Raw genomic sequence first — 13,115 nt, 5'->3', positions numbered from 1 at the left:
TTAGTTGGAGGGGCCGCCCATCACGGGAAGTATGGCTCCAGAAATGTAGCTGGAGCAGGATGGCGCAGCGAGAAAAACATACGCCGGCGCAATTTCCTCGGGCTGTGCCGGGCGGCCCATAGGACTCGATTTGCCAAAATCCTTGATCTTCTTGGCGGATTGATCAGCGGGGTTGAGCGGTGTCCACACGGGCCCTGGTGCCACCGCATTCACGCGAATGCCTTTGGCGACGAGATTTCGTGCAAGCGCTTTGGTAAAAGCGTGGATGCCACCTTTCGTCATCGAGTAGTCGAGTAAGTTTTCATTACCGAAAAGCCCCGTCTCGGAGCCGGTGTTGATAATACAGTCGCCGCTGGTCAGATGGGGAAGCGATGCCTTGGCCATATGGAAGTAGCCGAACAGGTTTGTTCGCAACGTGAGCTCGAAATGCTTTTCGGTGATGTCTTCCAGTTGGGCTGCGTGTTCCTGAAAAGCCGCGTTATTGACCAGAATGGATAATTTGCCGAGCTTCTTGATCGTCTTTGCGACCGCCTTCTTGCAAAAACTGAAATCTCGCACGTCACCGTCGATCAATAGGCATCGGCGACCTTCCGCTTCGATGTGATCACGCGTCTCACGGGCATCCTTATGCTCGTTCAAATACACGATAGCGACATCAGCCCCTTCCCGCGCGAACAGCACGGCAACGGCGCGTCCAATCCCGGAATCACCGCCAGTAATAATGGCGACACGTCCGTCCAGCTTACCGCTGCCGTGATAGGTGGACGCCTCAAACTGAGGCGCGAGAACAAGATCAGCTTCCAGTCCAGGTTTCCGCAGGTGATTCTTGGGTAGCGGATTGGTCGGATACTTTTTTGCACCAGCTTGCGCCGGCTTGCGCGCCTTTTTTCGGGTGCTTTTAGCCGCATCTTTTGCATCAGTTGCGCTCTGAATACGACGTTGTAGGCGAGCCGCAGGTGAGCCAGTCTTTTTTACCGGTGCCATGATCATCTCCGAAGTTTTGCAATGAACTCGTAATGAGTCCTGTTTGATATAGCTACGCATTTACCGTTTGAAAGATCCGGACTAGTACTCCCTTGGATACGGGTGCCTTCGATGTCTCGTCGTAATACGAGAGTTGTATCGATGGATTCATTTCAGGTAGTAACCACCCAGACAACGCGTCTGAAGGCATGGGCTCCCCCTTCGTCACTCATCGTTGTTCAACCGTTGGCATCCCTGACATACCGCCAAAAAAGATTGCATTTGATTCGAGCCGTTGAATGGGGACTACTTTCCGTGGTGATTGTCTTCACCTGTTCCGTTGAGCGCATCGCCACTGGCATCGGTATCTTCCGGTTTGGATGGGATGCGGGATTTGTCGGCCGATTCTTTTTTCTTATCATCGTCGGATTTTGAATTTTCAGGTTGGTTCATGGACTTCTCCACATGACGCTAACGAATGACGTTAACGAGTTCGGTTGCAAAAAATAGATCAAAGTTCGGGCCGTGCGATCCACGAATTTCTGACCTGAGCACCTGCTTAAGAGCCGGACATGTCAAACGAGATATGGGAATCCAAGTACTTTGCCCAAGCATGCGCGACAAGCACTGAGGAATAGTCGACTAGCAGAAATGAAAGCCACGTAGCCCCTGTGAGACAAGGGCGTGAAGCGTCACGCATCCGACGAAATACGGGGCGTGGGGAAATGCTCGGGGCACGCTACACCTGAAGGTTCTCAACCTCTTCACAGCGACGGCTGCACTTTATCCATCGCCGCCGGAGGCCACCCATGATTCAACTCAACCCACCCATTCCGATGAACACCCCCAAGGGCGAAGGGTTTGCCCATGTGATGCTCGATTACGGCCCCGAATCTGACCTTTACTGGGTCGTGCTGATCACGGAAACCGGTGAAATCTGGACGTATGCCAATCGCTATGTGCGCGCGTCCAAAAACATCACCTTGGGTCGAACCCATCCCACGCTCCCCGTTGCGCCGGCGGTGACCGAACGCATACCGATGAGGCCGCGCGCTGTGGAAACAGCGGACAACACGTGAATCTTCACGACTACCAACGCAAGCGCGATTTCACGAAAACCTCGGAGCCCAACGCTGACGGATCCAAGGGAATAACAAGTCGTGCCATCTTTGTTGTCCAACTCCATCACGCCCGTAGTCGTCATTTTGACTTTCGGCTGCAAGTGGGCAACACGTTGAAGAGTTGGGCTGTGCCAAAAGGCCCGAGCTTCGATCCGGCCGTCAAGCGTCTTGCCGTCCAGGTGGAAGATCACCCCGTGTCGTATGCGGATTTTCGAGGTGATATTGACGAAGGCTACGGCAAGGGCCATGTCGATCAGTTCGACAAAGGGGTATGGGCAACGCAGGGTGATCCAGAGGCCCAGCTGCAAAAAGGCCACCTTGAATTCGAACTGTTCGGCAAACGCCTCAAAGGACGCTGGCACTTGGTCCGCAGTGGACGCAAAGAACGTCAGCCCGCGTGGTTCCTGATCAAAGCGAAAGATGCCTTTGCCGGAGACGTCGAAGCTAACGACCTTTTGGATGCGACCATGAAAGCGAGCACCCGCAAGGCGGCAAAAACGCCGGCGACGAAGGCCGCGGCGAAGAAAGTGATCTCCCAAAAAAAGACGACGCCGAAGCCGAAGGCAGTGGGACGTTCCATGCTTGCCAAGTTAGCGGCTGGGCTCGAAGGGGCCGCCAAGAGGCGGCCCACGTCAGACTTCTTCAAACCCCAGCTAGCAAAGCTGCGCGAGCATCCCCCCACCGGAAAAGAATGGATCCACGAAGTCAAATGGGATGGTTACCGCATCCTCACCACCATTGCCGACGGGAAAGTCTATCTTTGGTCACGCAATGGCCTACCTTGGAATGACAAGCTTCCTGACGTTGTCCAGGCCATCGAGGGGCTAGGCTTGTCTTCAGCGCGGCTGGACGGTGAGCTGATCGCGCTGGATAGTAAAGGTCATAGCGATTTTAACGGATTACAAAAAACGCTTTCAGGCGATGCGCAACGGCCATTGGCTTACATGATCTTCGACCTGCCCGCCTTTGAAGGTTTTGATTTGGCAAATGTGCCCTTGATCGATCGAAAGGGATTGCTGAAACGCATGCTGACACGCGCGCCGCACCCACTGGCCTTCAGCAGCCATAGCGTGGGCAATGGCGAGGCGGCCTTTGAGATGGCCAACGAGCAGAAACTGGAGGGCATCATCTCTAAGCGCGCAGATGCGGGTTATCACACTGGTCGAGGCGACGATTGGTTAAAAATCAAACGACTGGAAAGTGATGAATTCGCCGTTGTCGGTTACACCCCACCGAAAGGCAGCCGCACAGGCTTCGGGTCGCTCCTCTTAGCGAAACCTGATCCAAAAGCAAAAAACGCGTGGGTGTATGTAGGCCGTGTTGGCACTGGCTTCACGCAAGCTCAGTTGGGGGATCTGGCCAAGACACTCGCCGCGAAGGGTTCCAAGAAACCACCCATGCCGCTCAGCACCATCGACCCGCTACTGAGGGGCGCGCTGTGGATCAAGCCGACCGCGGTGGCCGAAGTGTTCTACCGTGGCTTGGGCAATCACCACCTGCTTCGACAGCCAAGCCTCAAAACGCTGCGCACCGACAAAACCCCTTCTGATCTAAGCAACTCCGATCGCAGTGCACCGGCCAAGAAATCGCCAAGCCGCTCCTCAAAAAGCGCGAAAGCCGCAGCGTCGGATGTCATCACGATTACCCATCCTGATCGAGTGGTCTACGCCGATGAAGGCATCACGAAGCAGGACGTCGCCGACTACTACACCAACGTCATGGATTGGTTTTTGCCCGGTGTGATCAATCGGCCCACCTCGGTCATTCGCTGTCCCGAGGGCACGGCCAAGGCGTGCTTTTTTCAGAAACATCTGATTCAAGGCTTACACCACGTGGGCACCGCCAAACTCAAAGAAGAAAGCGGCACACAGGCGGTTTACATTTATCCGGAAAGCGCCACATCCGTGATCGAGCTGGTCCAATTTGGTGCTTTGGAGTTTCATCCATGGGGAAGCCTTGTGGCCGACGCCGACCACGCCGACCGCATCGTGTTCGACCTCGATCCTGGACCCCATGTGTCATGGACGCGCGTGGTCGCCGCCGCGCGACTGGTGCGCAAGCTCCTCGCTCAAATGGGTTTGGAATCGCTGGTCCGCACCACCGGCGGCAAAGGCCTGCACGTCGTGGTCCCATTGAAACCCAGCTGTGCTTGGGACATCGTGCGCGCTTTTGCGGAGGCATTTGCCAACACGCTCGCGAACGCTCATCCACTGGAATTTGTGGCCACCGCCACCAAAGCCAAACGTGGCGGAAAAATCTATGTGGATTACCTGCGCAACGGCCGAGGGGCCACGAGTGTCGCCTCGTATTCGCTTCGTGCGCGCTCGCGCGCGCCCGTAGCGACGCCGTTGCGGTGGGCGGAACTGGGCAAAGTGAAAAGCGGTGACGCCTTCACGATCAAAAATCTTGCCGCGCGTCTGGCTAAACTGCGCGCCGATCCGTGGAAAGAGCTGACCACGCTCAAGCAGGACTTGCCCGCGGTGATGAAAAAGCTGGGACGTTCGCGCAAAGCTTGAAACGTCGCTCTATCCTGCTTTTCTCACCACCTTTCTGACTGACTTTTTTGCCGCCTTTTTAGACGGCGCGGCTTTTTTAGCGGTCTTCTTTGCGGTGGATTTGGCGCCGCCTGTCGCTGCTTTCTTCGCTGGCGTTCGTTTATTCGACGCCAGGCTCTTTTCCAGGAGCGCCATGAAATCCACCACATTGGTGGAGGTGCCCACCGGGGCATCGTCGCTCTCGTCGTCCTTAGCCGGTGTGACCAGGCCCTTCGATTTCATGCGTTTCTCAATCACCTTCTGCAGTCGCTCACGAAATTCGTCGCGGAAGTCACCTGGCTTCCATTCACCCGACATGGACTCAATCAACTTTTCGGCCATGTCGAGTTCTTTGGGCGCGATCCGATAGTGGGATATCGCACCTTCGGGAATCTTGTATTCCGACACATCGACCAGCTCTTGTGGAAAGCGCAAGATCATCAGGATAAGTGCCTTATCTTTGGGCATGACAGCAGATAGATATTCTCGCGTGCGAATGACAACACGAGCGATGCCTATTTTTCCGGTTCGCTTCAGTGTTTCACGCAGCAAAACATAGCCTTTCTCGGCCTTCTTGCCCGGCACCAGAATGTAAGGCTTCTCGTAATACTCCGGACCAATCGAAGCGGCGTCCACGAAGGCTTCGACCTCCACGGCTTCTCGGCCTTCAGAAGCAGCAGATTTAAGATCCTCCTTTTCTAACACGACATAGCTGCCCTTCTTGTATTCGAAGGCTTTGACGATGTCCTTCCAAGGCACCTCGTCCCCCGTCTCGGCATTGACTCGCTCATAGCGGATAGGCGTCTTGCTGCGGCTATCAAGCATCCGAAAATGCAGGTCAACACTCCGAGATCCAGTCATAAGAGAGACCGGCACATTCAGCAATCCGAACGATAAGGTGCCTGTCCAAATGGGGCGCGCCATGGCCAATCTCCGTAAGGTATCGCCAGAGTTAAGAAGCAACGGCGTGAACCGGCTGTGACATACCGCATTGCCGTGCCTATCGAGGTTTCACTGAGATCCGACACGACACGCTTTAGCTTGGCATACACACGCTTGCTCTTTTTAAGCATCGTTGTGTATCTGAGGGACTTCTATGAAACAGCCGACCGATCACGGAAAAGCGCGATGGCCCAATTCTAATGGATATCTTCCGGTCATCCCGCATGCACCTGGCGACCCAGAGAAACTACCTTGCACATGTGGATTTGCATGCTTGGAACCCGACTGTAAAGGGTCCTGTGGCTGCGAAGCATGCTGGTTGGCATGGCTCGTCTACAACGACGACCATGCGGTCTGGGATGAACATGGGAACCTAGTTTTACCCGCCGAAAAACAGTTAGACAGCCCGTGGTGCCAGATCAAAGATCCAAATCTGGTACATGCTAGATGCCATCCGATGTCGAAGCCTGCATGAAAAAATTGAATATTCGCAGTTAGCGACCAAAAGCGGCCGTGAGTCCGCCCGATAAAGTAAGTGCCCAGCGTCCATTGGCAATTTTGGTGATGAGGCCTTGGGCTTCAAGGCGGCGACAGATTTTTTCATCATCTGGGCCTGGTGGTGTAAGTACTCCCCACCGAAGTTGGCTTAGGATCAAGCGCTCTTCTGCTGTTGGAACGTCAGTAGACATACAGACCTCATTGTTCGAGTTGGGCAGCGCGCCGAATACTCATACCCAGCCGTTGTGTAATCTCGTCGATGTCCTGCCACGGCATTGTGAAAATTGGTTTCGCCCCGTTGAGCTCCGCTTTCGATTCCAACGGCGGCAGGAAACATGCGCTTCAAACCGCGGGCGCAAGTCTTCGCCCCTGTTCACCTCTCAAAGACGGGAAGTTGCCGCGTTGAGCACGCTCTCATGGGTAGCTTGATCTTTCTAGCATTGCCCCGTGCAGATTCGCGCATCGATTCACGGGCGTTCTTTTTTGAAGTTCTTTGCGCTCCATCCCCAGATACCACCCAGGAGAGATCATGAAAGCCCTTGTTTACAACGGACCACGCGATGTGAGTGTCGTTGAGGTCCCAGATGCCCGAATTGAGAAACACACGGACGTTCTGGTTCGAATCACTACCACCAATATTTGTGGCTCTGACTTACACATGTATGACGGTCGCACGGACGTGGAGTCAGGCCAGGTCCTTGGCCACGAAAACATGGGAGAGGTCATTGAGGTCGGCAAAGCTGTCGACCGCATCAAAGTGGGTGACATGGTCTGCCTGCCGTTTAACGTAGCTTGCGGTTTCTGTGAAAACTGCGAGCGCGGCTTGACGGGATTTTGTCTGACGGTCAATCCGGGCAAGGCGGGAGGTGCTTACGGCTACTCCGGTATGGGACCGTACCGAGGTGGCCAAGCTGAACTTCTTCGAGTGCCTTACGGTGATTTCAATTGCCTGGTCCTTCCGGAAAACGCCAGGGAAAAAGAAAACGACTACGTCATGCTCTCAGACATTTTTCCAACCGGCTATCACGCCACCGAACTCGCCGGCGTGTTGCCCGGCGAGACTGTAGTCGTCTATGGCGCGGGGCCCGTGGGCTTAATGGCAGCCTGTTCGGCAATTTTAAAAGGGGCGAGCAAAGTGATGGTGGTCGACAGCCAAAAAGATCGTTTGGCGCTGGCCGAGCAGATTGGTGCCATCCCGATCTACGACGTGGAAGACAGCGGCGCCGAACAGGTATTGGAATTAACCAACGGCAAGGGTGCGGACCGGGGATGCGAGTGCGTAGGCTTCCAATGCTTGAATTGCAAAGGCCACGAGGTGCCGAATCTCACCATGAACAATCTGGTCAAGGCAGTGAAGGCGACAGGCAGTATCGGTGTGGTGGGCGTGTTTGTGGCGAAGGATCCGAAAAGCGCCGACGAACTCGCGAAAAAGGGACAGATTGCTTTCGACCTTGGCGAGTTCTTCACCAAGGGCCAGCGCATCGGCACCGGTCAAGCCAATGTGAAAGCCTACAACCGCCAGCTCTGCAAATTAATTGAGGCGGACAAAGCCTCGCCTTCTTTCATTGTGTCGCATGAGTTACCTCTGGACGAAGCCCCAGATGGTTACAAACACTTCGACGCGCGTGAAGAAGGATGGACGAAGATTGTGTTAAAGCCTGGCGCCTAACGGACCACTCACTTCAGCCCCTCCTTCCACCAGATCCATACCAGAGAATGTCCATGCCAGAGTCCTTTGAATCTCAGGAATTTGTGCGTACCCGCATCAACGTCAACGACAAATATGAAATTGCGCATTGGACCGCACGACTCAATATTTCGGAACAGCACCTGCAGGATGCCGTATCCAAAGTAGGTGTCATGGTTGTAGATGTTGAGCGAGAGATAAGAAACAACAATTGGATATCAGAGACCAAAAGGGTCAGACAAGGCTGACGAAGCCAGGGCCGTGAAAACGGCCCTGGCTTTTGTCGGGGCGCTTTAATTGCTTCATGCATCCACTTTTCTGACGAACGCTTGTGCCTAGATACGTTTCAAGTGTGCTCGCAAGCGGAGAACGCTCACACGTACACGTACACGTGCATGTATCTTCCGCTTAAGCGGCGTATGGGCTTTTAAGCAGGCAACATCGATCATTCCGCAGGAGCACTCCCGCTTCCGAAAATGGTTACCAACGCCCAAGACTTGAACTTGATCAAATTCTGGACGTTGATGCCACTCAAAGCCAAAGGATCAGAAGCGGAACTTTACAAACGCCGAGGGACCATGAAGCTTCAGATCCAGATTGGCGTTGTAGTCACTCTGCACGTCATTAAGTTTGATGCGGGTATAGGCGTACTCCGCGCCAAATCCAAGATTTTTCCAGGGATACCATTCAAGGCCCAGCGCAGCGTTGTAGATATGACCGTTCAGATCACCACCGTTCTTCTTGACGCCCGACGCATCGAAGTACACGCGCAAGCTATCGTTGAAGGCGTGACGCCAGCCTAGCTGCAGCAGGGGTGCGCCAGCGGTTTCGCTATAGCTGGTCGAAGCTTGGGCGCTTTCGCCATCCAGCGTGGCAATGCCACTGATACCAGCACGCACGCGGTAGTAAGCCGCACCAACGCCCAGACCGAAGACATCGTTGCCGCTACCAAACCACCACCGATACGCCGCACTGCCGAAATCGAAATCGAGCTTACCGCGTACTGAAGCCGATGCGTCGTAGTCATTGCCGCCGTAGCTGATATCGTCACTGAGCGTTTTGGTTCTCGAACGATTAATGCTGAAGTAGTCGAAGGAAAAACCCTGATGATCACCGATGAGAAAATCGAGTTTCACACGCGGCACCGTCTTGTGATCTTCAAAGCCGAGATCACGCTCGAGATTGACATTGCCCTTGGCGCTGAACTGACCACTTCTGGCACCTGCACCGATCGTGGTGTCTGTGTTGGCGTAGTAGCCGCCGAGCGACAGATCAAAACGATCTAACGCGGGCGACACGTCAGCAAAGGATGCCGAGCTGGCTAAAAGAAGGGGCGCGATCAAGAAATAGCGGCGGCGCACGACAGGTTGCTTAGGGTTTAGGGAATTCATTTGGCCTTCCGCACTCGACGTTGATAGGGCGTGTGACCTTAGAGAAAACTGTGTGCAAAATTTGTAGAGATATCACCCTTATTCATTCCGCTATGTTCGCTTGCGAGCAACTGCAATTACGTACATTACTTTGCGAACATCGAACAACTTTTGGTGATCTCACTCGCCCTCGAAGTGCAGTCAAGAATGCGAGCCTGCGCTCGTACTGGCTAGACACCAAGCCGAGCCGACAAACTCATTGCGTCCCGCGGCGCTTTGACTTTGACGTCGTTGTCGAAGTAGCAGTAGATATCGCGAGAAGCACATGGGCGCGGCGCCTTTTTGCTCACTCGCTCCGCGTCTCTCGGCTGCGAGCCCCGTGCCCAGGCCCGAATGCGACGCGTCCACGATGCCAATGCCTCATCGCTGTAGCCGCTGGCGTAGATCTTCTTGTCCCCGTGTAATCGCAGATACATGAATCCAGCAGTGACGTCCTCCAGAAGTGGCCACTTACCTGCTGTGTCGGCCACCACCAGGGCGATATGATGTTTGCGAAGCATTGTGATGAATTGATCGTCGATGAAGCTTTCATGCCGAATCTCAACTGCATGCCGTATACGGTGGTTTCTCTCGGGAAACGTCCGACTAGGGTGCTTCAGATGAGAATCGCTGTGTTGAGCAAGCTTGATAGCCTGCTTCGTCGTCTTTGGTAGAAGTGCCAAGAATGCATCGAATGTTTCAGCATCAAAAGCGAAACTTGGGGGAAACTGCCACAACAAAGGGCCAAGTTTCTCTTTGAGATTCAACACGCCAGAAGCAAAGAAATTGGCCAAAGGTTGCTTGATATGGCGCAACCTGCGCACGTGTGTGATGAATCGAGGACCCTTGACGGAAAAGACGAACGACTTAGGTGAGTCATCGTACCAACGAACATAGCTTTCTGGACGCTGCAGCGCATAGAAGGACCCGTTGACCTCAATGGTGTTCACCTTGCGCGACGCATAACTGAGCTCTTGCTTGTGTACCAGCGCTTTGGGGTAAAACCGTCCGCGCCAGGGCGCGTAACGCCAACCAGAAATGCCAATACGGACCTTGCTCATTCGTGTTTCATCACCTCTTACTATCTATATAGCGATGCAACCGATGCAACGTACAACTTTCCTACTCTCTGCAATGACCTCCCGCTTCCACGTTTCCGCTTGCATCATGGCGACCAAATCTTTGCTAGGTTTCCAGACCAATGGAGCAAGAGAAGTATCCAATAGAAGTTCCAAATAGAAACTCAAGCGTTTCGAGTCATCAGGCGCAGAACGACCTATCCTTCAGCTTGCTCATGCCTCGCGACCTAAATCTGCCGCGAACAAGCGTGCAGCATTCACCGCCTCAGCTGTCGAGTAAAACACTTCGTACGGCTCGGTGATCGTGACAATCTTACCGCTGGGTAACCTGAGAGAAACCAGAACACCATCAGGATCAGCGTCGCTCAAAATCGCGGTGTATTCGGCATCATTTATTTCAAATGCAAATTCTGAGGGGGATCTGTTTGTAGATGGCATCGCTAATTTTCTTCGGGTTATCGATGGCGCACGCAATAGCTCAAGCGGAATGGCGATGGGAAGTAAGCAGCCCTAAGCTCTGCTCACACCCTTTCTCACCGAATCTAGGTGCGTAAGCTCACGGATGTCACCGAGCCAAACCACGCGATCGTGATTGGGCAACTCCATGTTTTCGAGCTTAACGACACCGTTAAGCCCTTCGACATCGTCGTGATCTCGGAATACTTGGACGGTCGGCGTCACCATCACTAAACCTTCCACAACCTCGCCTTCGTGTATCGTTATTCGTACCTGTGCGTTGACCGCCAGCTCTGTTATCCATTGGTCCAATCGGTCAATATCAGTCCGCTCGGTGAATACTCGTTTTACGATCTGAGTCATAACAGCACTTTTAGAAGTGACCGGAGCTCAGGTTCGACCCAATCGTGTAAAGAGCGCGTCCAATTGGCGTCACTGAATTGTGCAGCGTGACGCTAGGCCACTTGGCCATGCATCACCCATCTATTCATCTCAAATTTCTTGACTGGTTTTATACGTAGGCTGCTATTGCGGATCCCAGAAGATTGCTTGCTCATGTGCTGCGCGGTGTCGGGAGACACATTAGGAATGGACGAAATCCGGATCTGCACACAACTACTCAAGTGGCGCGTTTCATTCGCATTTTTCGACGCCGGAACTCGACCCGATAGACAGAAGAGGAATCTCCTTGCGATTGCGCCTTGATAGCGCACGTTCTCTCGGCCAGGCGCGGAGAGATATAAAATCTTCCCATATTGTGATTTTCATCACGGGCCTCGTACCAATCTTTTCGCCTTAATTGATCAAATAGGGCAATCCGAACCTTTGCTGTCGATTCAAGGAACGAGGTGTCTGATGATTAAGCGAGAAATATTGGGTGGGAAAACGAAGAGCGGCACACCTTATGTGCTTCATGTCCGTGAATACGGCGATGGACGATGCGGCCTAAGCGCCCTCTACGTCGGCGAAGATTTTATCGACGTGAACCTGGATTCGGTTTTTGGAAGCGAATCCGAACTTTTCGATGCGGCGAGGAGGATTCTTTGTTCTGAAGGGTACATGCTTCGACTCTCCTAGCGCCCGCACACGCCAGTTTTGTTAAATGGATGCTGTACTTTTAATCCTATCCGCCCTGCCATGGTCTTCACCACTTCTTCTGCCCAGTCAGGGTTCTAATCGCTTCGATTAACTTCTCTATGCCGTAAGGTTTGATAAGTGTTTTGCTCTGGCCACTGAGCGCGACCGGCGGATCATCGAAGCGACTGATCGCAAAGATGAATAGCAAATCGGGTGCTTTTTCCCGAATCATCCGTGCATGTTCGACGCCTGAGATGTCCAGCAATCCAATATAAGTAATGAGGATGTCGGCTTCGTGGATAGTCCAAAGGCGAAGAGCTTCGACGGCAGACCCGGCATCGGTTACCGCGTAGCTCCGGAACTCCAACATGTCCTTCACGGTAGACCGAATGAGGTCGTCATCCTCGCAAAGCAAAACATGCAATCCAGCAGGCGCCGGATCTGAAACCCGCTTTTTGTCGACAACAATGGCCGACGGCTGAGGGATGTGCGCTGCCGCAGTTGCGTTGCGCTTTTGTTGCGTCTCCAAGACCTGCTGCACTTTTCTCGCCAACGCATCGCTACCGTAAGCCACTGTCCAGGCTCCCGCCTGCACGATAACCGACTTATTGTCCTTATCGTCGAGGACGATCCCGCGGCATTGGATTCGCTCAAGCTGTTTATCACGTCGTTTCCAGACGTCGAGATTCTTTCCGCTGATGGCTTTCTTTCGACTGCAACATGGATTAACGCCGTACCTTACGGAGGCACTGTAACGTCCCGTATATGACTTGAGCGCCCACTGCATTAATCATTGAACGGTCATCGAGTCTTGACACGTTTTTAATGGTGAGCGCGGCAATCTTCGGAAACCCCAAATCTGGCGCCTTGGAGCATCCGATGGGACAAACCTCATTTATGGTTAGCTGCTCTAAAAAAGGGCAAAAACTGCGATCTGCCTGCTTCAGTAGCGAGCGGCAAGCACGCAAGCATGCGGCCTATATGGCGAAAGACTTTGATTGCGTGGTCCTGACTAAAGTTGAGTCAGAGGCATCGATGTCCGCAGCGCGGTCGGTGCCGCCGGTGTTAGCCCGGCGAGCTTAGATCAGCGAAAATGCCCATGGTTTGCTGTCGGCCATCAACGTTTCCGTAGCTCATCGTCCAACAGCGGCAGGCCGCGCAAAGAAAGCATGTTGTTGATCCGCTGAAACGCCCACGCTTGATCGTCAGAATCGACGCTTTCCAACAGTTTATCCGCATAACTGACGACTTCAGCCCGGAAGGTAACTGGGTCGGGATTTTCCCGTTTCAAAAAGGCCAAATTTAGATCCGACCGCTGCTCAAAGCGGGGGGACGTCGATCCCTTTGCC

At 53.6% G+C, this 13,115-nt stretch carries 14 protein-coding genes; 5 read left to right on the top strand and 9 right to left on the bottom strand.

Going from position 1 to position 13,115, the window contains the following annotated elements; all coding sequences use genetic code 11:
- Together HDE80_RS19815 and HDE80_RS19810 are read right to left on the bottom strand one after the other, a co-directional pair.
- Complete coding sequence (locus HDE80_RS19815; RefSeq protein WP_255483992.1) at positions 1 to 984, bottom strand: SDR family oxidoreductase; 984 nt, start codon at positions 982 to 984, stop codon at positions 1 to 3.
- Between the two features lie 285 nt (positions 985 to 1,269).
- Entirely contained in the window at positions 1,270 to 1,416 is a 147-nt protein-coding gene (locus tag HDE80_RS19810) for a hypothetical protein (RefSeq protein ID WP_184673722.1), read from the bottom strand.
- Between the two features lie 356 nt (positions 1,417 to 1,772).
- Here HDE80_RS19810 and HDE80_RS22285 point away from each other — a divergent pair, with 356 nt between their 5' ends.
- The gene (locus tag HDE80_RS22285; RefSeq protein ID WP_184673720.1) at positions 1,773 to 2,042 is read left to right on the top strand and encodes a hypothetical protein; all 270 of its coding nucleotides are present in this window, start codon (positions 1,773 to 1,775) and stop codon (positions 2,040 to 2,042) included.
- Positions 2,039 to 4,600: a DNA ligase D gene (gene ligD, locus HDE80_RS19800; protein ID WP_184673718.1), complete on the top strand. Its 2,562-nt coding sequence runs from the start codon at positions 2,039 to 2,041 to the stop codon at positions 4,598 to 4,600. Before HDE80_RS22285 ends, ligD begins: the two co-directional genes overlap by 4 nt.
- A gap of 9 nt (positions 4,601 to 4,609) precedes the next feature.
- On the opposite strand, the gene HDE80_RS19795 is transcribed toward ligD, so the two are convergent.
- Positions 4,610 to 5,542 carry a Ku protein gene (locus tag HDE80_RS19795; RefSeq protein WP_184673716.1) on the bottom strand — a complete coding sequence of 311 codons (933 nt, stop codon included), beginning with the start codon at positions 5,540 to 5,542 and terminating at the stop codon, positions 4,610 to 4,612.
- A gap of 1,045 nt (positions 5,543 to 6,587) precedes the next feature.
- Between HDE80_RS19795 and HDE80_RS19790 the strand changes: the two genes are divergently transcribed.
- Both HDE80_RS19790 and HDE80_RS19785 read left to right on the top strand, forming a co-directional pair.
- Complete coding sequence (locus HDE80_RS19790) at positions 6,588 to 7,727, top strand: glutathione-independent formaldehyde dehydrogenase (protein WP_184673715.1); 1,140 nt, start codon at positions 6,588 to 6,590, stop codon at positions 7,725 to 7,727.
- A 53-nt stretch (positions 7,728 to 7,780) separates the two neighbouring features.
- On the top strand, positions 7,781 to 7,993 hold the full coding sequence (locus tag HDE80_RS19785; RefSeq protein WP_184673713.1) for a DUF3606 domain-containing protein: 213 nt from the start codon (positions 7,781 to 7,783) through the stop codon (positions 7,991 to 7,993).
- Between the two features lie 297 nt (positions 7,994 to 8,290).
- On the opposite strand, the gene HDE80_RS19780 is transcribed toward HDE80_RS19785, so the two are convergent.
- The 4 genes from HDE80_RS19780 to HDE80_RS19765 form a co-directional block, all read right to left on the bottom strand.
- Entirely contained in the window at positions 8,291 to 9,136 is an 846-nt protein-coding gene (locus HDE80_RS19780; protein WP_184673711.1) for an autotransporter outer membrane beta-barrel domain-containing protein, read from the bottom strand.
- Between the two features lie 209 nt (positions 9,137 to 9,345).
- Positions 9,346 to 10,215 (bottom strand): DUF72 domain-containing protein, encoded by an 870-nt coding sequence (locus tag HDE80_RS19775; RefSeq protein ID WP_184673709.1) that lies wholly within the window; start codon positions 10,213 to 10,215, stop codon positions 9,346 to 9,348.
- Between the two features lie 231 nt (positions 10,216 to 10,446).
- The gene (locus tag HDE80_RS19770; RefSeq protein ID WP_184673707.1) at positions 10,447 to 10,671 is read right to left on the bottom strand and encodes a hypothetical protein; all 225 of its coding nucleotides are present in this window, start codon (positions 10,669 to 10,671) and stop codon (positions 10,447 to 10,449) included.
- A 72-nt stretch (positions 10,672 to 10,743) separates the two neighbouring features.
- On the bottom strand, positions 10,744 to 11,052 hold the full coding sequence (locus tag HDE80_RS19765) for a DUF3247 family protein (RefSeq protein WP_184673705.1): 309 nt from the start codon (positions 11,050 to 11,052) through the stop codon (positions 10,744 to 10,746).
- A 492-nt stretch (positions 11,053 to 11,544) separates the two neighbouring features.
- Here HDE80_RS19765 and HDE80_RS19760 point away from each other — a divergent pair, with 492 nt between their 5' ends.
- Positions 11,545 to 11,766, top strand: coding sequence for a hypothetical protein (locus HDE80_RS19760; protein ID WP_184673703.1), 222 nt, complete (start codon positions 11,545 to 11,547; stop codon positions 11,764 to 11,766).
- Positions 11,767 to 11,833: 67 nt separating this feature from the next.
- Here HDE80_RS19760 and HDE80_RS19755 read toward each other — a convergent pair whose 3' ends face one another.
- Together HDE80_RS19755 and HDE80_RS19750 are read right to left on the bottom strand one after the other, a co-directional pair.
- Entirely contained in the window at positions 11,834 to 12,553 is a 720-nt protein-coding gene (locus HDE80_RS19755; protein ID WP_184673701.1) for a response regulator, read from the bottom strand.
- 330 nt (positions 12,554 to 12,883) lie between these two features.
- Positions 12,884 to 13,066, bottom strand: coding sequence for a hypothetical protein (locus HDE80_RS19750; RefSeq protein ID WP_184673699.1), 183 nt, complete (start codon positions 13,064 to 13,066; stop codon positions 12,884 to 12,886).
- Positions 13,067 to 13,115: the final 49 nt, after the last annotated feature.

This window comes from Rhodanobacter sp. A1T4 (assembly GCF_014207185.1).
In the GTDB taxonomy this organism is placed as follows: domain Bacteria; phylum Pseudomonadota; class Gammaproteobacteria; order Xanthomonadales; family Rhodanobacteraceae; genus Rhodanobacter.
The sequence above is the reverse complement of the archived record's forward strand: the minus strand, read 5'-3'. Positions and strand labels throughout refer to the sequence as shown.

What these genes read in the sequence shown, in the direction of transcription:
- HDE80_RS19815 (WP_255483992.1), bottom strand. Translation starts at nt 984, where the DNA reads ATGGCACCGGTAAAAAAGACTGGCTCACCTGCGGCTCGCCTACAACGT.
- HDE80_RS19810 (WP_184673722.1), bottom strand. Translation starts at nt 1,416, where the DNA reads ATGAACCAACCTGAAAATTCAAAATCCGACGATGATAAGAAAAAAGAA.
- HDE80_RS22285 (WP_184673720.1), top strand. Translation starts at nt 1,773, where the DNA reads ATGATTCAACTCAACCCACCCATTCCGATGAACACCCCCAAGGGCGAA.
- HDE80_RS19795 (WP_184673716.1), bottom strand. Translation starts at nt 5,542, where the DNA reads ATGGCGCGCCCCATTTGGACAGGCACCTTATCGTTCGGATTGCTGAAT.
- HDE80_RS19790 (WP_184673715.1), top strand. Translation starts at nt 6,588, where the DNA reads ATGAAAGCCCTTGTTTACAACGGACCACGCGATGTGAGTGTCGTTGAG.
- HDE80_RS19785 (WP_184673713.1), top strand. Translation starts at nt 7,781, where the DNA reads ATGCCAGAGTCCTTTGAATCTCAGGAATTTGTGCGTACCCGCATCAAC.
- HDE80_RS19780 (WP_184673711.1), bottom strand. Translation starts at nt 9,136, where the DNA reads ATGAATTCCCTAAACCCTAAGCAACCTGTCGTGCGCCGCCGCTATTTC.
- HDE80_RS19775 (WP_184673709.1), bottom strand. Translation starts at nt 10,215, where the DNA reads ATGAGCAAGGTCCGTATTGGCATTTCTGGTTGGCGTTACGCGCCCTGG.
- HDE80_RS19770 (WP_184673707.1), bottom strand. Translation starts at nt 10,671, where the DNA reads ATGCCATCTACAAACAGATCCCCCTCAGAATTTGCATTTGAAATAAAT.
- HDE80_RS19765 (WP_184673705.1), bottom strand. Translation starts at nt 11,052, where the DNA reads ATGACTCAGATCGTAAAACGAGTATTCACCGAGCGGACTGATATTGAC.
- HDE80_RS19760 (WP_184673703.1), top strand. Translation starts at nt 11,545, where the DNA reads ATGATTAAGCGAGAAATATTGGGTGGGAAAACGAAGAGCGGCACACCT.
- HDE80_RS19755 (WP_184673701.1), bottom strand. Translation starts at nt 12,553, where the DNA reads ATGCAGTGGGCGCTCAAGTCATATACGGGACGTTACAGTGCCTCCGTA.